The organism is Hydrogenobacter hydrogenophilus, from assembly GCF_900215655.1.
Taxonomy (GTDB): domain Bacteria; phylum Aquificota; class Aquificia; order Aquificales; family Aquificaceae; genus Hydrogenobacter; species Hydrogenobacter hydrogenophilus.
In genome coordinates this window covers 16,728-36,685 of record NZ_OBEN01000003.1, presented here as the reverse complement: position 1 = coordinate 36,685, position 19,958 = coordinate 16,728, and the positions used below count along the sequence as shown (strand labels likewise).

Genomic DNA, 19,958 nt, shown 5'->3' with positions numbered 1-19,958 from the left:
TTAATTTTTTTTCTAACAACGTATAAGGGGGTAAGCCATGGAGGTTCTTGACTATAGAGCTTACAAACCCAAACCTTTTACAAAAGAAGAAAGAGCTAAAACCACTGTGCTTTTTGGTGGACTAACATGGAAACACGAAAGGCTTATACAAGCAATGCTTGAAAACATGGGATACAGAGCCCAGCCTCTTCCAGAAATAAGGAGGATAGACCTTGATATAGGTAAGGAGTTTATAGATGTGGGTGCTTGCTGTCCCACCACCTTTACCGCGGGAAACCTTGCAAGAACACTCATGGAAATAGAGAAGAAGGAAGGCAGGCAAAAGGTTAAAGATGAGTATGTCTTTGTTACAATAGGGGCGTGTGGACCGTGTAGGTTTGGACAGTATCACGAATCTTACGAGAGGGTATTAGAAGGTTTGAATCTCAGGGATTTCAGGTTATTCCTGCTGGACCTTCTTCAGATGGAGCAGTCCGCAGATGGTGGAGGACTTGAAATAAATACACCTCTTACCTTAGGACTTGTATACGCCATGTTTATTGGGGACCTTCTTACGGACCTTGAATACGCAACAAGACCTTACGAAGTGAAAAAGGGACAGACAGACCAAGTGCTAAAAGACAGCGTGGAACTCCTTTACGAAAGGCTAAAAAACAGACCAATAAAGGGCAAAAAATTTGGCTCTTTTGTGTGGCATTTGACCACTGACTACTTTGTAAAAGCTTTAAAGGAGGTTAAAGAACTTTGGGATCATATAGAGGTAGACAGGCTAAGGATAAAGCCTAAGGTGAAGATAACGGGAGAGTTCTGGCTTCAGACCCACGAAGGTGAAGGCAACTACAATATAAAAAGATGGCTTGAACAGGAAGGTGCGGAGGTTATACCACCACCTATAGCGGTGTGGATGGACTACCTCATAAATATGGAACTTTTTAAACTTGAGGACAAAAAGGAGTTTATAAAGTTCTATCATCTCAAAAAGGCAGTAGTGTTGTTTTTTGCAAAGCTCTACAGATATACATACGACAAATTAAGAAAATCTCTGAACAACATACCTAATCCTTTGCCAGATCAGAGAACTTTAAAGGACCTTGCCAGACCTTACTTTTATTATAGACTTACCGGTGGTGAAGGACACATGCTCATAGGTAAGGCACTTTATGCCTACAAAAACAGGCAGGCACACATGATATGCGAGCTTTCTCCCTACGGATGCCTACCCAATACCATGTCAGTGGGAGCGATGGCAAAAGTTTTAGGGGACTATCCAGACCTACTTTACGCACCCATTGAGATAAAAGGTGATGCGGAAGTTCATGCTCTTTCAAGGTGTCAGATGATACTCACCGAGGCAAAGAAAAGAGCAAGGGAGGAGTTTGAAGAGGTTCTTGAAAAAACAGGTCTTAGTATAGAAGACATAAGAAACTTTGAGTTAGAAAAGCCAGAGCTAAGAAAGGCTACTTACAAAATACCTCACTACGGGTATGCAGGCACCGCATCTAACTATGTTATACACATAGCTAAGCTTATGGGGAGGTAAGACATGTTTTTGGGCATAGATGTGGGAAGTACAACTTGTAAGTATGTCCTTACAGATGACAGTGGGAATATATTAGATAAAGCTTACGAAAGGCACAACACAAAGCAAGCAGAAAAGGTGCTGGAGTTTCTAACAAAATTGGAAGAGTCCTTTGGCTTAAAGGCAGGAAGGGACAGGGTTTATCTGACGGGTTCTGGAGCGGGACTCATCGCAAAGCTAATAGGTGGTAAGTTCCTTCAGGAGGTAGTAGCGGTAGCAACAGCTGTTGAAAGATTGCACCCTAAGGTACGATTTGTCAGTGAGATAGGTGGTGAGGATATGAAGACCATATTTATAAAAGAAGATGATGGGAAGAGAAACAGACAGGTGTTCATGCAAAATGTGTGTGCAGGTGGTACAGGTAGTTTTATTGAGAAGTCCGCAAGAAAGTTAGGAATACCTCAAGACCTTCTGTCGCGTATGGGTTATAAAGGTTATACCCTTCACAAAATAAGTTCCAAGTGTGGTATCTTTGCTGAAGCGGATGTAAACTCCCTTCTAAAGGCTGGTGTTCCTACAGAAGAGATAATAGCTTCTCTTTTTGAAGCGGTAGTTTACCAAAACCTCTCTCAGCTCACAAAGGGCAACACACCCCTTCCAGAAGTATTACTTCTTGGGGGTCCCAACCTGTTCTTTAAAGGCCTTCAGGAAGCTTGGCGACATCACCTCAGAGAATTATGGAGAGAAAGAGGCATTGGGGACTTTTCAGAAGAAGAAATGGAAAGACTCGTGTATGTCCCAGAAAATTCCCTGTATTACGCGTGCTTGGGCTGTGTCTATACAGCCATGGAGGAAGAGGACGGACTTTACACGGGAAAGGAAAAGTTAGAGTGGTGGGTCAAAGAGGGACAGTATGAGGAGAAGTTAAAAGAAGGAAAGCGTGGGCTTGTAAACTCTCAGGAAGAACTAAGAGTTTTTTTAGAAAAGTACGGGTCTGCAGTTTCTAACAGAGTGAAAACAAAGAAGGCAAAAAAAGTGATTGTGGGCTGTGATTTTGGCTCTACAACTGCAAAGGCGGTATGCATAACACCAGAAAAGGAGATAGTTTTTTCTTGCTACAGTCTCAGCAAGGGCAATCCCATAGAGGACGCAAAGGAGATATTCAGGCAGATAAAGGAATACTTAGAAGACGGAGAGGTGCTTGCTCTTGGCATCACTGGTTATGGAAAGGACTTGCTTAAAGACATATTGGGTGCAGATGTAGCCATTGTAGAGACTGTGGCTCATGCAACAGCTGGACTTCACTTTTTTCCTGATGCGGACTGTATATGCGATGTAGGAGGCGTGGATGTTAAGATCCTGATACTAAGGCAGGGTTCTGTGGTGGATTTCAGGCTAAACTCTCAGTGTTCTTCTGGAAACGGAGCTTTCCTGCAGGGCGTAGCGGAAAAGTTCCACATACCCCTTAATGAGATAGCACAAAAGGCTTTTTCGGCGAAAGCTATGCCTACATTCACCATGGGTTGTGGTGTTTTTCTTCAGAGCGACATAGTCAATCAGCAAAGAAAGGGTTGGCAGGCAGAAGAAATACTGGCAGGACTGTGTCATGTACTGCCTTTGAATGTATGGATATATGCGGGAAACATAAACAACCTCTCTCAGGTGGGAAAGAAGTTCATACTTCAGGGTGGAACCCATAAAAACCTTGCGGTAGTTAAAGCTCAGGTGGACTTTATAAAGTCAAAAGTTCCCGACGCAGAAGTGTATGTACACCCTTACTCAGGTGAAGCAGGAGCCATAGGGTCTGCTTTGGTAGCTTTGGAAATCTGGCAAAAACAGAAAACTACCAAATTTAGAGGTTTTGAAGCCATACAGAACATAGAATACAGAGCCATCACATCGCAGGATACCGTGTGCCACTGGTGTCCTATAAACTGTCAGAGGACCTTTATAGATGTGAAGCTACCCGAAGGAGAGGGAAGACCTTGGAGTAAGGTACCCCTTGAAAAAGGCTGGGTAAGGCTCATAGTGAATAACTCCTGTCCTAAGGGTCTTGTAGAGGACGAGAGAGAGCTAAAAGTGGTAAAAGAACAGATGGAAAAAGTAAAGAAGAATTTCCCCAACATATCCCAAATAGTTAGGAAGTCCGCTTTCAGAAAGCTCAAAAGCGTGTTATAATAAATTACTCATGCTTAAGGATTACAACAAGTATCTTGAATACAGGAACGGAGAGCTTTATCTTGATGGAGTATCCCTAAAGGCTTTAGCAGAGGAATTTGGTACCCCCCTGTATGTTTACAGCGCCTCTTACATAAGAGATAGAGTAAGGGCATACAGAAAAGCCTTTCCCACTGCTCTTATATGCTACGCTGTAAAGGCTAACTTCAATCCCCAAATCATAAAGCTTGTGAAGGAAGAAGGTGCGGGAGCGGACATAGTCTCTGGTGGTGAGCTCTATGCCTCACTCCAAGCTGGTGTAGACCCTAAGAAAATAGTTTACGCTGGTGTAGGGAAAACTCCAAAAGAGATAGAGTACGCTATAAGTTCGGACATACTCATGTTCAATGTGGAATCTCGTATGGAATTAGAAGTGCTTGATCAAATAGCAGAGCGTATGGGCAAAAAGGTAAGGATAGCCATAAGGGTAAATCCCGATGTGGACCCAAAAACGCATCCCTACATATCCACAGGTATGAAAAAGAGCAAGTTTGGCGTGGATATAAAACAAGCAAAGGAAGAGTACGAATATGCAAGAAATCTGAAGAACCTTGAAGTTGTAGGCATACACTGTCATATAGGCTCCCAGATACTTGATGTATCACCCTACATAGAAGCTGTGGAAAAGATAGTTGAGCTTTACCATTACCTCATAAAAAGTGGCTTTGACATAAGATACTTAGACATAGGAGGAGGCTTGGGTATAAAGTATAAACCCGAACAATCAAATCCTGAACCCAGTGATTTAGCAGAAGCAATAAGTCCCATCTTAAAAGATGTGAAGGCAAAGCTAATTCTTGAGCCGGGAAGATCCATAGTAGGAAACTCAGGTGTTTTGATAACTCGTGTAGAATTCTTAAAGGACAAAGGACATAAACACTTTGTTATAGTAGATGCAGGCATGAATGACCTTATAAGACCAGCTATTTATGATGCTTACCATCACATTGTGCCTGTTGAAAAAAGAGATGGGCGTTATATAAAAACGGATGTAGTGGGTCCCATATGTGAAACGGGGGACTTCTTAGCTTTAGACAGAGAACTGCCAGAAGTAGGAAGGGGTGATTACTTAGCGGTGCTGTCTACAGGAGCTTACGGTTTTGCCATGTCTTCTCACTATAATGTGAGACCAAGAGCCTGTGAGCTGTTAGTAGATGAAGGAAAATACAGAGTCATAAGAAAAAGGGAGGATTACACTTACATACTTTCTTTGAATTCTTGAATGTTTCTGACCACTACTCTTTGAAACTATAGAAGATATCACCGTGCCGGTGAGATTAAACTTAATACCATGGTGGAACTTTTAAAGCTTGTTAGGGCTTCCGGTTGAGCTGCAAAGGTAGGTCCGGCGGACCTGGAACATCTTATTAGTGGGTTGAACTTTTATTACGATGAACGCACCCTTTTGGGTATTGGTGATGATGCGGGAGTATATCTATACAATGAAAGTGTATTTATCCATACCGTAGATCTTATAACTCCCGTGGTTAACGATCCATACCTTTGGGGAGCTATATCCACAGCAAATTCTTTAAGCGATGTGTACGCCATGGGAGGTGTGCCTCTGAACGCTCTTGCCATAGTGGGCTTTAACAACTGCGATATGGATGTGAGTATGCTTAAAGAGGTTATGAAAGGATGCGCTGACAAACTCAGAGAGGCAAAAACAGTTCTTCTGGGCGGACACACAATAGATGACAAAGAACCCAAATTCGGTCTTGCGGTGATGGGTGTGTGTCCTGATGGTAAGTATCTATCTCAGAAAGGTGCAAAGGTAGGAGATCTAGTGGCAATCACCAAACCAGTGGGTGTTGGCATACTCACAAAAGCCATAAAAGAAGGAAAGATAAGCGAAAAGGACATAAAGCCAGCCATAGAAAACATGCTACTGCTCAACGACAAAGCGAGCGCGCTTGCAAAGAGACTTGGTGCTACTTCCTGCACAGATATTACAGGCTTTGGACTTATGGGACACGCTTACAATATAGCCAGAAAGTCAGAAGTTAGATTGTCCATAAGGTTCTCCCAAGTTCCCGTATACGAAGAATCCGTATTTTTTGTAAAGCAAAAGATACACCCAAAAGGTGCTGTGGATAACTACAACTTTGTAAAAGAGCACCTGATTAACGAAGGACTCCAATGGTGGCAGGTTCTACTCCTTTCAGACCCAAATACTTCTGGTGGATTGCTCTTTACATTCCCAAAAGATGCGCTACCTTTTGTGGAAAAAGGGGCGCAAGCACTGGGTACAAATGTTTGGATAATAGGAGAGGTGGAAGAAGGCACGGGTATCAGGCTTACGAAGTGAATCACTTAACTTTCTTTTTGCTCTTCTTTTCCTTTTTATCTTTAAGGATCACCTCTTTTATTAGATAGCTTTGGAAAATATTAAGTATGTTGTTGAAGGTCCAGTAGAGCACAAGACCAGCGGGAAAGTTAGCAAACAGGAAGGTAAAGGCTATGGAAGATACATACATCATAAAGTTCTGCGCTTTGTCAGGATTTGGGCTTATAAACTGCTGGGCTATCATAGTAAAACCCATCAGTATTGGCAGTATGTAATAGGGATCTTTTTGCGCTAAGCTGGGTATCCAGAGCATAGATGCAAGCTGAAGGTCCGCTGTTATGGTAAGCACCTTGTAAAGGGCAAAGAAGACAGGTATCTGAAGGATCATGGGAAGACAGCCTGACATGGGGTTAAAACCCACTTGAGAGTAAAGCTTCATGATCTCCTCTTGCATCTTGACAGGATCGTCCTTATACCTTTCCTTTATCTCTTGCATTTTAGGTGCAAGTTCTGAAAGCTTCATCATAGAAAGACTGCTTTTGTAAGTGAGAGGGAACATGAAAAGCCTGACAATTAAAGTAAGTGCCAATATGGAAAACACCCAAGAATGAAGGTGTTCATATATCCAATACATAAAGATAAACAGGGGCTTGACTAAAAGCTTTAGCGTTCCGTAGTCTATAACATCCGAAAGGCCTATCTGCTTTAGTCTTGAATATTCCTTGGCACCTGCGTAGAAGATAAGGGGGCTGTTTGCCTCAACAAGGGTCAGAGTGCTGTTATCCTCCACTCGGTATATCACCACAGAGCTTATCTTCCCTACAAAACCCTTAAAGTAGTACCTGCTTTCCTCTCCTGCAAATCTTATATCCCCAGTTATTACCTCCCTTCCCTTTATGTTTCCTATGTCTATCCTCTCTATGCGATCTTGGATACTCACAATGGGTCCAGAATGAGTATAAAACTCATCTCCCTTAGGGTGGCTTCCTACAAGTACATAGAGGGTAGAAGGTAAGTTTTTTGAAACTACGCGCAGTCTAAAGTATCCCTTCTCGTAGGTAAGCTCCTTTGTAAGACTGATGTTTCCGTCTGAGTAAGTCATGGTGATGGTATTGCCATCCTTTGTCAGCGTGTAGGGGGAAAAGTTAAGCTTTTGGTCTATGTCTGGATTTCCCGTGTATATTTCAAGGGGGTAAGCATTTAGTTTCCTTTCTGTATCAGTGATAAGGTCATAGGAGTACTTCTTGTCCACTATGCGCACCAATTTGCCACCTTCTAAAGCCACAGAAATACTGTACTGTCCCAAATCAAAGCTCTGGACATTTACAGGTTTTTGGGATTCCCTTGTGCTTCCCAGCATAAGCTGGGGCAGGGTAGTTTGGGGCGTTTCTTTCTTAACCTGAGTAGTGGGGTTCTCTTTGGGTGAGAAGTAGTATGTATACAGCTCAAAGGCAAACATAAAAAGAGTTATGACAAGCATTAGGATAAAAAGCCTTTTGAAGTCTATATGATCTTTCTCCATCAAGGGTAATCAACACCTCCCTTTGAAAAAGGATTACACCTTATGATTCTCCAGAGAGCCTTTAGCATCCCTTTTAGCACGCCGTACTTTTCAACAGCAAGGATAGCGTACTCTGAACATGTAGGATGATACTTGCAAGAGGGTGGGTAAAGGGGGGAAATAACCCCCTGCCAAAATCTTAAGAGCAACACACACGCTTTTCTCAAGGGGCAAGTCTCTTTCTACCTTTCTGCCTTCTTCTTTTTATTATCTTCCTTCCGCTTTTGGTGGACATCCTTGCGAGAAATCCGCTCTTGCGCTTTCTTTTGAGATTAGATATTCTTGTTATGTTCCTTTGAGTTGCCATCTATAAACTCCTCACTTAACAAAGAGAAGTATTATGGCTACAAGCAGAGCATAAAGAGCGAGCGTTTCTATAAAAGCTAAGCCTATGAACATAACCGTCTGTAATCTTCCCCCCACTGTTGGGTTTCTTGCTGTACCCTCTTGTGTACCTCTGACCGCGTGTCCCATTCCTATACCCGTTCCCAAAGCTGCAAGACCTATGGCTAATCCAGCACCCAAGTACATGAGGCCTTCTTTTAGGCTTGTACCCTGAGTGGGTTCCTGAGCAAGGGCAACTCCCGTAGCCAAAAGTGTGCTTAGCATCAGCAATCTTGCCTTCATATCAAACCTCCTCTACTGAGTTTTTCATGTCAGTGTCCCTCATGAGAAACTGCACCAGAAAGATAAACTACAGAAAGTATCATGAATATATAAGACTGTATAAAAATCGCCAAGAACTTTATGGCTATGATAAACAAAAGTAGCAAAGGTGATACAGCCATGGTAAAGGGGTTTTTTATCACAAGGCTAACAAGTACCAAAAGCAACAGAGCTCCACCCTTCATGTTAGCAAAAAGCCTCAGAGTAAGGGTTATGGGTCTGGCAAGGTGAGAGATGATCTCTATAAGGAAAAAAACGGGTGCAAGGTAAGGATTAGGTCCCATGAAGTGTTTGAGGTATCCTATCCCATGCAGTCTAAAACCCTCAAAGTTATAAAGTAGGAAAACGCACAGAGCTAAAGCTAAGTTCGTGTTCACATTAGCGGTTGGAGCTTCAAGTCCTGGCACCATGCCTAAAAGGTTGGAGAAAAACACAAAAAGCCCTATGCTGGCAATGAAAGGTGTGTACCTTAATCCTTCCTGTCCAGCATTTTCAAGAAGCATGTTTCTTACAAATCTCAAGTATCCTTCCCATAGAGCCTGAAACTTTGTAGGCCTTATTGAAGGCTTGCCTGCAAACAAGATAAGCCCAAGCGATATCACCATAGCAACTATACCAAGGTAAACATGCTCCATAACACCATCATTATAACACAAATTTATCAGTTCAGAAAAAGTTTATATAAGGCACGCTTATACAAAAGGAATAAAGTTCTAATTGCATTAAAAATGTTTGTTGAGTATATTAGTAAGGTGTAGGAGGTGGAGAGATGAGAACAAAGTGGTTCCTCTTAATCTTTCTCCTTATATCTTTAGCTTACGCTCAAGAGGATGAGATACTTAAAACACCTCTGACCAAAAGACTAACTAACATGAATGTAAGCATAGGTGTGATGAGTATTCAAGAGTTAAAAAGTGCCTTTCCGAGAGCTTATGAGCTTTTGGTAAAAAGTCATGGAGAGCCAAAGGCTTACGATACACACCACCTTGCTGTAGCCTTGTGGAGGGAGGAAAAGGGTAGCATTAAGTACTTGTCTAACTATACTGTTGAAGCGGAAGTTAGATCTCCTCTGCTAAGAGCGGAGAGGAAACCCCTTACCAAATACCCCCATCAGTACGGAGACAACTACGGTGGATGGTTCCAAATGTCAGATAAAGGCTTATACTCTATCAATGTGTACATAAAAGATGACAAGGGAAATGTCTTAAAAGTGAACTTTGATTACCTCATGCAGTGAAAACTAATTTGCCTAACTTATTAGATTATGCCTAACAGATTAGTAAATGCCAAAAGTCCATACCTTAGAAAGTCAGCACATCAGCCTGTGGATTGGTACGAGTGGTGCCAAGAGGCTTTTGAGAAAGCCAAAAGAGAGGACAAACCTATACTGCTCTCCATAGGTGGTGTTTGGTGTCATTGGTGTCATGTGATGGCAAAGGAAAGCTTTGAAAACCCTCAGATAGCCCAGATAATAAACGAGCACTTTGTAGCCATAAAGGTTGACAGAGATGAAAGGCCAGATATAGATAGAAGGTATCAGGAAGTAGTTGTAGCTCTAACTGGTGCTGGCGGTTGGCCCCTGACGGTATTTCTCACACCAGAAGGTAAAGCTTTCTTTGGCGGTACCTACTTCCCACCCGAAGACCGTTGGGGAAGGCCTGGCTTTAAGTCCCTGCTTTTAAGAATAGCTCAGCTTTGGAAGGAGGACAGGGATAGGATCGTAAGATCAGCAGAGCATATCTTTAGAGAGCTTCAGGCTTTTAGTTCTACAAATTTTAAAGACTTTTTGGACGAGGACCTTCTCATAAGAGGTATGGGTGCTCTACTTTCATCTATAGACTACCAAAAGGGTGGTATAGGTAATGCTCCCAAGTTTCACCACGCTAAAGCTTTTGAACTCCTCCTATACCACCATTACTTTACTAAAGAGGAGCTGGTCAAAAGAGCCTTAAGTGTATCCTTGGAAGCCATGGCAAAGGGTGGTGTTTATGATCATCTGCTGGGAGGTTTTTTCCGATACTCCACGGACGATGATTGGCACATACCCCACTTTGAAAAGATGTTGTACGATAACGCAGAACTTTTGAGGCTGTATTCTTTAGCTTACCAAGTCTTTGGAGATGACCTATACAGATACATTGCGGAAGGAATAGTAGAGTATTACAAAAGGTACGGTTCAGACCCAGAGGGTGGGTTTTATGCTTCTCAGGATGCAGATATAGGAATTTTGGATGAAGGCGGATACTATACCTTTACTGATCAAGAACTGGAATCCATCTTAGACCCAGAAGAGCTCAAAATAGCGAGGCTACACTTTGGAACTCGGAGTATGCATTCAGGTAAGATGGTGCTCTACATGAACCTAAGACCAGAGCAAGTGGCAAAAGCCTTAAATGTGTCCGAAGAAAAGGTCAAAGATGTTATCAAAAGCTTGAAAACAAAGCTCCTTCGCTACAGAGAAAATAGAGAGATGCCTTATGTGGACAAAACCATTTACACCAACTGGAACGGACTTATGATAGACGCTCTGTGCGTGTACTATAAAGTTTTTGGAGATAGTTGGGCTCTGAATATGGCTAAAAAAACTGCAAACAGATTGCTAAAGGAAAGATACCAAGAAGGTCAGCTTTGGCACGCAGAGAATGTGGAAGGCTACTCTGAGGACTATATTTTTCTGTCCTATGGGCTTTTATCCCTTTTTGAATTAACCCAAGAAGCCACCTATTTGCAGGCATCTAAGGAACTTATAGACAGAGCCATAGAGCTCTTTTGGGATGAGCAAGGATGGGGATTTTTTGATAGACAAAAAGGCGGAGAAGGACTTCTTGAAGTTAAAACCAAACCTCTGCAGGACACACCTACACAATCAGCAAATGGCACCGCACCTTATGTGCTTATGCTACTTGAGGCAATACTTGGTGATACCAAATACGGAGAGCTTGCGGAAAAGAACTTGATGGCTTTTTCCAAATTCATCAGAGAAATCCCTATGGCATCTCACTCCTACCTTCTTAGCTTGTACGCTTTTCTGAAAGGCATTTTTAAGGTAGAGACCTCAGAACATTTTGAAAGAGCTCTTCGTGCCTTTAGACCCTTTAAGGTGGTTCTCAAGAAAGAAATAGATGGCCTCTTAGTGTGTGAAGGAAAAACTTGCATAAAACACTCCTCACCTGAAGAAGCGGGGCTTTAAAGACTTAGTGTGATAAAATTACATGCATGTTAAAAACTCTTTTCCTTTTACTGTCTGTCCTGAGCTTAGCTTTTTCAAAGGAGCTTATAGCTACTACTTACCCCGTTTACTATCCTCTCAAGTATATAGTGGGTGAAAGACACCGCGTGGAACTGCTAATAAAGTCTCAGGCAGACCCTCACGAGTATGAACTGACACCCAAAGACATCAAAAAGCTTGCAGAAGCAAACTTAGTGTTTTCCTTAGGAGTAGAAAATTGGGAAAAGTACCTTCTTACGGAGCTTCCCAAGGGAAAGCTGGTTTTTTTAAATCAGGGGATAGATCTGATAAAGTACGGAAACTTTCCAGACCCACATGTATGGCTATCTCCCAAAAGGTACATGATGGTTGTAAAGAACATAAATTCTGCGCTTATAAAATGGGAGCCTAATGAAAGAGTCCATTATGAGAGTAGGTATAACAGCTACATGCAAAAACTCAAAGAGCTGGACAGAAAATACCAAGAGACTTTAAAAAACTGCGAGCATAGGATCATCATAACCACGCACAGAGCTTGGGATTATCTGGCAAAAGATTATAACCTCAAAACCGTCAGCTTGACAGGTGTTCATGCAGAGGAGGAACCAAAGCCTTCTCAAATAAAACTCATAATACAAACCATAAGGCGCGAGGGTATAAAGTACATATTCGCAGAAATAGGACAGGATGAAAAGGTAGCAAACTTTATAGCAAACCAAACAGGTGCCAAGGTGCTTTTCCTTAACTCCTCCCTTTTTCCTCAAGAACCTTCCGACAACTACTTTAGTATAATGGAAAGAAACCTTAGAAGTTTAAAAGAGGGACTACAATGCCATCCAAGGAAGTGATAAGGGTCAGCAATCTCACCTTTTACTACAGACAAGAAGAGCCTATTATAGATAACCTTAGCTTTTCAGTATTTGAAGGGGAGTTTTTTGGTATTTTGGGTCCCAACGGCTCTGGAAAAACAACTCTTCTTAGGTTAATTCTTGGATTTTTGAAACCCATAGGAGGCAAGATAGAGCTGTTTGGGGAAGACTTGCGCACCTTCAAAGATTGGAAAAGGGTTGGATATGTCCCCCAAAGATTCTATGTAGAAAGAGCCTTTACAGGAACGGTAGGTGAGCTTTTTAAAGCTGTAGCGCCAAAAGAGAAAGTGGGTTGGATTATAGCCTACCTTCACCTTGAGGATCTGCTGAATAAACAATTTATAAAACTATCTGGTGGTCAACAACAGAGGGTGCTTCTTGCCCTTGCCCTTACTACAAACCCAGACCTTCTTCTCCTTGATGAACCTCTCACAGGCCTTGACATACACGCTCAAGAGCACATAGAGAACATACTAAAGGAAATAAGCAAAACGAAAACTGTAGTTGTAGTATCCCACGATGTGAGTTTTGTGCTCAGAAATGCAAGCAGGATCCTATGCTTGGGTATGCAAGAGTGCAAACTGGTGAAGGCTCAAGAGCTAAAAGGCATGCTAAAAGAACTTTACCGGCTTCACTGACATGACACTTTTAGATTATACCTTTTTGTGGAAAGGTATCCTAAGCGGACTCCTCATAAGTATCTCCACCTCACTTATGGGTGTTTTTTTACTTATGAAGAGGTTGTCTCTTTTGGGGGCGGGACTTTCTCACGCAGCTTTTGGGGGTATAGCTTTGGCTATCTTGTTCAACACAGACCCTATGGTCTTTACTCTCTTTTATACTGTAATATCAGGTTTAGCCATTCAGTTTCTCATAGAAAGAAAGGGGCTACCTGCAGACACTGTTATATCGCTGTTTTTTTCTTTAGGTGTGGCACTCGCAATCATTATCTTAGGCATTACTCAAAATCTTGGCAGTAATATTTACTCGTATCTCTTTGGTAGTATACTGACTGTTTCTGATAGGGAGCTTTTGAGTTCTGTTTTGGTTTGCTTGTTTAGTCTTATCTTTGTGTATGTCTATTACAGGAAACTGCTCCTTATCAGCTTTAATGAGGAGATAGCAGTTTTGAGGGGTGTTAAAGTCAGAACTTTAAATTACTTGCTCATTGGAATGGCTTCTGCAAATATAGTATTTGCAATAAAAGCGGTAGGGCTTATATTGGCTTCTTCCTTTATAGCCATACCGCCTATGACTGCACTTCTTGTTTCTACTTCTTTTCTCTCTACGCTTGCAGTATCTGTTTGCGTTTCTTTCCTTGCCACTCTCGTAGGTATTTTTCTGTCCTTAGAGTTAGACATACCTCCAAGTGGTGCTGTGATCCTTTGCATGGTAATCCTATTTCTTCTCTTTGTTTTCTGGAGGCTTTTGGTCAGTCTAAGAAAAAGGTTTTTATGAGCTTTTTAGCCCTCTTTGGGTCTTTCTGGAACATCTCTTTGGCTACTTTCATAACTGATTTACTGGCACCCTTTGGAAGGTCATATTGCTTTAACCACTCTAAAAACTTAGCTCTTGCAAACATGCTTGCTACGGATACCGCTATGTCCCTTTCACCTTTTGGTTCAAAGATAACTGTGCTTCCAAAAGGATTACGCAAGGAATAGGCATCTATGCGTATTTTAACATTATATTCCAAGCTTTTTATAAGCTCACTGTAAGCTCTGTCTAATATCCTGTTTAAGTTTTTAAACCTTTCGTAAAGCTCGTTCAAAAGCTCTGGCTCGTAAATTATGCACCGTGCATCAACTAACCCAGAGAGACTTTCTACCTTTTTACAGAGTTCTTCATCTTTAAGAAGTTTACAATCCTTGGGAGCTATGGAAAGTACTTTTTTATAAGAAGATGGGAAGATTACTACACAACAAACCACTAAAGGTCCAAACACATCTCCTTTTCCTGACTCATCACAGCCCACCATCACATTCTGAGGTGTTTCTATCAACGAAAGGATAAAGTCCGCAAGATGCTTGCTCTCTTTTCCTTGCAGAAGCAAAGCCCCAGAAGGATAAAGAGTTGCACATGTGCCTTCTTTACACACAGACCACAGAGCATGCGGAACTTCTCGTTCCTGAAAACCCATACCTTTTAGATGCTCTCTGACCTGTCTGTAATACTCTTCAGGAAGTCTTAAACTTACATTCAAAGCAATATAGTATTTTATCGCTATAAAATAATTAAAAAGCCATGAAGTGGGAGGTAAGCTTTTTAGGGCTTGTTTTTGAGTGTGCTTTTAAGCTTGGCTTTTTAAAGGACAGAGTTGAAGATTACGATAGTTTTAAGCAAAAGCAGGTTTTTGCGAAGTTAAGAGGAGAGATAGAAAGTCTTGAAGGAAAGCATGCCTGCCTTCCTGCTCTGGAACTCCTTGAAAGAAACATACCTTTTGAACCTACGGAAAACCCTCCAAAAGAACTAACAGCCTTAGGACATGAAAACTCTTTGCATAACTACCTCTTATTTCTTTTCCTTACCGGCTACTACGAAGGATATTTTTATCAGAAAAAGCTTAAAAAACTAGAGCTTATAAAGTATCACATAGGTGAAGAGAGCTTAAAGGCAGGTATATATCACAACACAGACTTGCTCTTTGTAGCGGACGACACGCTTTATGTTGTTGATTTTAAGCTGGCTGGTGCATACAGTAGAATAAATAAGCTTTTCACTACCAAGGAAGATAGTATCCCTTACAAAGTCTATGGTCTTCCAGTTAATCTATCTTTGGGAGAGCTAAACTTTGAAAGGTTTGTGCGAAATGTTCTCAATGTTGAAGACAAGCTACTTACCCTTAAATCTGCGTCAACAGAGCTAAAAGGCTTTTTGCAAGTTCTTTCCTATGCGGTGGATTACCTTTCTGAGAACCCAAGAGAAGATCTAAAAGAAGTTTGTCTTTCTTTGCTTTACCCTCTTGCGGAGCCATTTGTTGCTCGCTTTTACCTTGAAGGAAATAGTTTAGAACCTTATAGAGAAAAAGTTAGAGAGCTATACGATAAAATAAGAGAAAAAACCTGGGAGTATGAAGAAGTAGACGCCACCTCAAAAGCAAGAATAAGCAGACTAATCAAAGAAACTCAGGAAAAAATAGAGGACCTTATTCAAGAAGTGAAGAGAAGAGAAGAGGAAGTATTAGATATAGAACCAGACCCCATAGAGCAGGCAAGGAAGGATGTGAAGGAAAGACTCGAGTGGTTTTTACAGTTGGATCAGCCCGTTAAAGCCATATGTCTTCTTCATTCTGCAGGGAGCGGAAAAACTTCCCAAACAAGAGATTTGATACTTAACTTGGAAGGAAATCACATAGTTTTTTACTTTGCAACCCGCAAGGTGCTTGTAGATAGAGAATATCAAACCTTAAAAGCAACACAAAGACGGGATTTAGAGCTTATTTATGAAAAAAAGACTACTGCTGAAACTGAAAGAGCCAAGAAGGTAAAAATGAAGGGAGATACAGCTCAAGATATTTCTTTTCAGTCCGGCATAATAAGAAGAACAGTAGACAAAGTTAAAAGTGCCACTACAAAAGATGGAAGACGCTTTATTTGGGCTTTTTTGACACAGCAAGCTATAGTAAACACACATGTAGGAAGAAGCACAACGGAGCACATTAAGGATTATCTTCTGTCGGGACGAATTCGTGAGAACTATACCTTCCACTTTATACTTGATGAGTTTTTAGGACACCAGAATGGTCTTTTTGCCGTAGGGGAACTTTTGAAGTTATTAGAGGAAATAGAACAAAAAGGGGGAAGAGCTAATCTTTACATTTTTGATGCTAACGGATACACACCAGCACTTCTTGAAAAGCTTTTGAAAGAGTATGAAAGGTTTGAAGTTATACCCAGTGCGATAGTACTGACAGAATTTAAACAGGAAATGTCTTTTGAATACAAAGGCATAAAACTCTATTGCTTTGCCAAGCACGGATACCCTTCTCCGAAGATGAATTTAGTAAGAAGGTTTGTGTTTCTTGAAAAAACAAAACTTGAAGAAAGAAGAAAAGAGCTTATCTGTAAGCTTGCACAGATCGTAGAAAGAACATTTACTGACAAAGAGAAAAGCACAGCTCTTATGTTCATTCAGAACAAAGATGACTTAGCTGAGCTTGAAAGAGAACTAAAAAGTAAAGGCTTTGAAACTCTCGTAGCTACAGCGGACTCAAGGAAAAGTCAGGAGAGTATAAATAAAGGGCACCAGGACATAATCCTTTCTACTTCCGCCATATCTCGTGGCATAGACCTGAGCAGGGAGCATAAACCAGTAAATCACATATACGCAGTCATCTACGACTGGGGCATAGAGAACAATCTTGTGGAACTAATCCAATCCATATCCCGAGCAAGGGGAGACAAAAAAACAGAGCAAGAAACAAAAACTCTGCACCTTATATATGTGATACCGCCTACTACCGAATACATACTGGATCATATTGAGGAATACCTTGACGAGGAAAAGGTAGATGGACAAGTAATTGAATTGCTTTACAGAAAACACAGTATAGAACAAAGGCTTGAACTGGACTTTGTAATTTCAAGAATAATACAGCAGTTTCTTAAAAGCTCTGATGGAACTGTGCTTGTGCCTTTACCTAACCAATACAAAACTTACTATATACCCAACAGTATCTCTGAAATTGAAGGTGTGCTTAACTTCATAGATGGTCTATATCAGATAGAAAAAGACAAGGACCTTGACGAGCTCAGGGAAACTCTCCTTAAGGCTCTCTCTGTAAGCGTGGTGAACTTAAAAATAGGCTCTTATGAAAACTACTTTCATCCTTATTTGCTCTTTAGTAGACAAAAGCTTCGTTCAAGCTTTGATGCCAAAAAAAGGAGGAAAGCGGAAGAGCTCGTAGAAAAGCTAAAACCTATTCTTGAAAAGCACAACGAAGACAAAACTAAAGAGTTGCAAGAGATGATGGGGAAGCTTTTACCAGGACAAGAAGACCAAGTTCCCGTGCTTGTACCCGTATATGCGTTGGTGTTGGTAAGGCACTTCTTAAAACCCAAAGAGAAGGTGGAGTTTAAGGTAAAAGGAAGGATAGGAAGAGGTGGTGCAGATGTACTTATGGGAACTGTAGAACCAATGACCAAGTGTTATGTTGGCGATGTGGGTGGAAATGAATATGCCTGTATCACTTTAACAGAAGATTACCCCTACACTGAAGTGTTAAGTGGAAGGTTTGTAAAGTTTCCTGTAGAATTTATAAAAGGGCTTTTGGAGGGATCGTAATGAGCGGGTTTGAATTAAGTGCACGGGAAAAATTGGAATGTATGGAATTTTTTTCAAAGGGACTTACACCAAGTAAAAACTTTGTATATGCAGGTTTTTTCTATCCTGTTGAAGACAACCTAAGGGAAGGCTTGGCTATACTGCTTGACAAACTCATAAAAAACCCTAAGGACTGGCAAACCTTACAAAAAGAGTTTAATGAGTTTATAGAAAAAAAAGAGTACAAACTAAAAGGTCAAGCTATTTACCTCAAGGATAAGGTTTTGTGGTATAAACCTCGTGAGCTTTTTAAAAAAGACAGGAACGCTTTCTTCTACAGGCAAAGAAAAGATAAATACATGCATATAAGAGCGGGTGAGGTTTCTACATACGGAAAATTCAGCAAAAGCTCTGGGCTTGTGTTTTTAAGGCTTATTACACCACCAGAAACAGGTGAGGAAAAACTAAGTAAGGAAAAGGTATGGGAACTTAGAAAAACACTTCTTAGGCTTTGGAAAGACTTAACCAACGACAATGAAGTAAAAAGCTACCTCCATGCTGTTATTTCTTTTTCAGAGAGGCTTGAGAGTGATCTTGCTCCGGGTGATTTTAAAAGCCCACCCATATCCAAACTGTTGAGTTGTCTTGCACCTTTTGACTTTTCCACCTTTGAGAATGCTATACTTTTAAGCAGAGCAAGACTTTTTAGAAGAGAAAAAACGCCTGACGAACTTCTTCAAGAGATAGAACGGTATAGCAAAAGCCTGTGGGAAGATGTGAAGTATGCTATAGAAGAAAAACTTTTAAAAGACTTACTTAATAAAGCGTGTGATGAGAAATTCTTAGAAAGGCTCCGAAGGGATTGGAAGGAAGTTCTCAAAGAGCTTTTAAAAGGAGGAAGAAAAGATAAAACTGTTGGTGTTTTTGTTCAAAAGGGACAGCAGGTGGAGGGTAAGCTGAGCTATGGAGTTTTCAGCATTCCAGAGAAAGAAGTTGAGGTTTTTGTATTTTACGAAAAAAGCCTGGAAGAAAAGTTAGAAGGCTTTAAAAAAGGTTTTGAAAAAGCTATAGAAGAGTATCAAAAATTTACGGGAGGGATTAAGCTAAGCATAAACAAGAAGTTTAGCCTTGACCACCTTATACCCCACTTTGAGGAGCTAAAAAAGATAGATTACTCAAAGGGTGAATTAGGGCTTCATGAATCAAAAATTTTGCTATTTGATTTGCTTTACTTTATAGCAAGGCTAAAGGGATTTGTAGAACTGTCAAAGGAAAGGAAAAAACCTCATGCTATCCTTCTGCTTCTTGATACGGATGTGCGTGAGGCAAACGGTAGCTATCCTTTTTGGGACCACTTTTCCCTTGCTTACGACTTTTTCAGCTTGCCAGTACAAACTTTGAACAAGCAAACCATAAATAATTTTGTTAAATACGGAGAGGGTAAGGTTAGTGGAATACAAGGTATTTACAAAAACCTTTTTATAAGCCTTATGAAAGACCTCAAGAGTCTTGAGTTTGATTTTGAGGACTTTAAGGTGCCAGAGGAATTGACAGTTTATGTAATTCTTGAAAAGCCTTCTGCGGGCTTTTGTTATGAGAGATTCAATCCTAATAATCAGAAAGTTTTCAGACATTACCTTTACGAAGCATACCTTGTGCACATAAAAGGTAGTAAGGTAAGGATTGAAATAGATGACAAGTTTATAGTGCTTGCCGGTGGAGTTGATTTTGAAAGGGATAGGATAATCAAGTGGATAGAAGATAGGGTGGGAAACAACAAAAGGTTTTGCTTTATAACCGCAAGCAAAAAAGAGGAATCATTTATAAATGACATAATAAGCAGGTCTTCTCAGGAGGAAAGAATAAGAAAACAAAGTATTTTTGTAGAGTATGACGAGATACCTATTGCCTATATTTCGGAGAAGGCATCTGAGGACTGTTTTGTGATTTACACCAGCGAATTTGAAAATCTCAAAAAAGAGTTAAAAATAAACACCCAAAAACATACTGTAAGCATAGCACTAAAACCAGCAGACCCCAAGAACAATGACCAACTTTCTTTAAATGGTGAGTGGTTTTACCATTCTGCCCTTCAAGTTTTTTCAACGGAAGGTCCAGGGTGGGAGAAGGACGAGGTCTATATGGAAAAGAAAAGTTTGTTTTTGCTTACAATCCTTGCTCTTTCTCAATACGAAAGCGAGTCATTCCAAACACCTTACGCTAAATTAGAACTCTGGCAGAAGAAGAAAAACCTATACATAAAGCTAAGAAGGAGTCATGGTGATTATACTATGGGACTAAGTGGTATCCTTTACGAACTTTTATACCTTGCCAGCAAGATACCTGGAGATAAGAATATAATGTAATAG

Annotated in this window: 16 protein-coding genes and 1 pseudogene; 11 read left to right on the top strand and 6 right to left on the bottom strand. The window is 40.8% G+C overall.

What is annotated here, in order from left to right:
• The first annotated feature begins 37 nt into the window (after nt 1-37).
• From CP948_RS04000 to selD, 4 genes and pseudogenes are all read left to right on the top strand, one after another.
• On the top strand, nt 38-1,540 hold the full coding sequence (locus CP948_RS04000) for a hypothetical protein (RefSeq protein ID WP_096601390.1): 1,503 nt from the start codon (nt 38-40) through the stop codon (nt 1,538-1,540).
• A gap of 3 nt (nt 1,541-1,543) precedes the next feature.
• Nucleotides 1,544-3,697, top strand: a complete 2,154-nt coding sequence (locus tag CP948_RS03995) for a BadF/BadG/BcrA/BcrD ATPase family protein (protein WP_096601387.1) — start codon at nt 1,544-1,546, stop codon at nt 3,695-3,697.
• A gap of 10 nt (nt 3,698-3,707) precedes the next feature.
• On the top strand, nt 3,708-4,958 hold the full coding sequence (gene lysA, locus CP948_RS03990; protein ID WP_096601384.1) for a diaminopimelate decarboxylase: 1,251 nt from the start codon (nt 3,708-3,710) through the stop codon (nt 4,956-4,958).
• A 120-nt stretch (nt 4,959-5,078) separates the two neighbouring features.
• Nucleotides 5,079-6,044, top strand: a pseudogene (selD, locus tag CP948_RS03985) (selenide, water dikinase SelD); the annotation flags it as partial.
• Nucleotide 6,045: 1 nt separating this feature from the next.
• On the opposite strand, the gene yidC reads toward selD, so the two are convergent.
• From yidC to atpB, 5 genes are read right to left on the bottom strand one after another with little or no spacing between them, the layout of a single operon-like run.
• Complete coding sequence (yidC, locus tag CP948_RS03980) at nt 6,046-7,545, bottom strand: membrane protein insertase YidC (RefSeq protein ID WP_096601378.1); 1,500 nt, start codon at nt 7,543-7,545, stop codon at nt 6,046-6,048.
• Nucleotides 7,545-7,751 (bottom strand): membrane protein insertion efficiency factor YidD, encoded by a 207-nt coding sequence (gene yidD, locus CP948_RS03975; protein ID WP_096601375.1) that lies wholly within the window; start codon nt 7,749-7,751, stop codon nt 7,545-7,547. The genes yidC and yidD overlap by 1 nt, the downstream gene beginning before the upstream one ends.
• A complete protein-coding gene (gene rpmH / locus CP948_RS03970; protein ID WP_096601372.1) occupies nt 7,748-7,891 on the bottom strand; it encodes a 50S ribosomal protein L34 in 144 nt (47 codons plus the stop codon). Before rpmH ends, yidD begins: the two co-directional genes overlap by 4 nt.
• An 11-nt stretch (nt 7,892-7,902) precedes the next feature.
• Nucleotides 7,903-8,211, bottom strand: coding sequence for an ATP synthase F0 subunit C (gene atpE, locus CP948_RS03965; protein ID WP_096601369.1), 309 nt, complete (start codon nt 8,209-8,211; stop codon nt 7,903-7,905).
• Nucleotides 8,212-8,240: 29 nt separating this feature from the next.
• Nucleotides 8,241-8,885 carry a F0F1 ATP synthase subunit A gene (gene atpB / locus CP948_RS03960; protein WP_096601366.1) on the bottom strand — a complete coding sequence of 215 codons (645 nt, stop codon included), beginning with the start codon at nt 8,883-8,885 and terminating at the stop codon, nt 8,241-8,243.
• Nucleotides 8,886-9,019: 134 nt separating this feature from the next.
• Between atpB and CP948_RS03955 the strand changes: the two genes are divergently transcribed.
• The 5 genes from CP948_RS03955 to CP948_RS03935 are packed head-to-tail and all read left to right on the top strand — an operon-like array spanning nt 9,020 to nt 13,785.
• Entirely contained in the window at nt 9,020-9,487 is a 468-nt protein-coding gene (locus CP948_RS03955; protein WP_096601363.1) for a hypothetical protein, read from the top strand.
• A gap of 27 nt (nt 9,488-9,514) precedes the next feature.
• Nucleotides 9,515-11,440 (top strand): thioredoxin domain-containing protein, encoded by a 1,926-nt coding sequence (locus CP948_RS03950; protein WP_096601360.1) that lies wholly within the window; start codon nt 9,515-9,517, stop codon nt 11,438-11,440.
• Between the two features lie 26 nt (nt 11,441-11,466).
• Nucleotides 11,467-12,306: a metal ABC transporter substrate-binding protein gene (locus CP948_RS03945; RefSeq protein WP_096601356.1), complete on the top strand. Its 840-nt coding sequence runs from the start codon at nt 11,467-11,469 to the stop codon at nt 12,304-12,306.
• The gene (locus CP948_RS03940) at nt 12,288-12,965 is read left to right on the top strand and encodes a metal ABC transporter ATP-binding protein (RefSeq protein ID WP_096601353.1); all 678 of its coding nucleotides are present in this window, start codon (nt 12,288-12,290) and stop codon (nt 12,963-12,965) included. Before CP948_RS03945 ends, CP948_RS03940 begins: the two co-directional genes overlap by 19 nt.
• A gap of 1 nt (nt 12,966) precedes the next feature.
• Nucleotides 12,967-13,785, top strand: coding sequence for a metal ABC transporter permease (locus tag CP948_RS03935; protein WP_096601350.1), 819 nt, complete (start codon nt 12,967-12,969; stop codon nt 13,783-13,785).
• Here CP948_RS03935 and rnhC read toward each other — a convergent pair.
• The gene (gene rnhC / locus CP948_RS03930) at nt 13,760-14,530 is read right to left on the bottom strand and encodes a ribonuclease HIII (protein ID WP_096601347.1); all 771 of its coding nucleotides are present in this window, start codon (nt 14,528-14,530) and stop codon (nt 13,760-13,762) included. The genes CP948_RS03935 and rnhC overlap by 26 nt on opposite strands.
• Nucleotides 14,531-14,571: 41 nt before the next feature.
• On the opposite strand from rnhC, the gene CP948_RS03925 reads away from it, so the two are divergent.
• Both CP948_RS03925 and CP948_RS03920 read left to right on the top strand, forming a co-directional pair.
• Nucleotides 14,572-17,610 carry a helicase-related protein gene (locus tag CP948_RS03925; protein ID WP_096601344.1) on the top strand — a complete coding sequence of 1,013 codons (3,039 nt, stop codon included), beginning with the start codon at nt 14,572-14,574 and terminating at the stop codon, nt 17,608-17,610.
• On the top strand, nt 17,610-19,955 hold the full coding sequence (locus tag CP948_RS03920; RefSeq protein ID WP_096601341.1) for a hypothetical protein: 2,346 nt from the start codon (nt 17,610-17,612) through the stop codon (nt 19,953-19,955). Before CP948_RS03925 ends, CP948_RS03920 begins: the two co-directional genes overlap by 1 nt.
• Nucleotides 19,956-19,958: the final 3 nt, after the last annotated feature.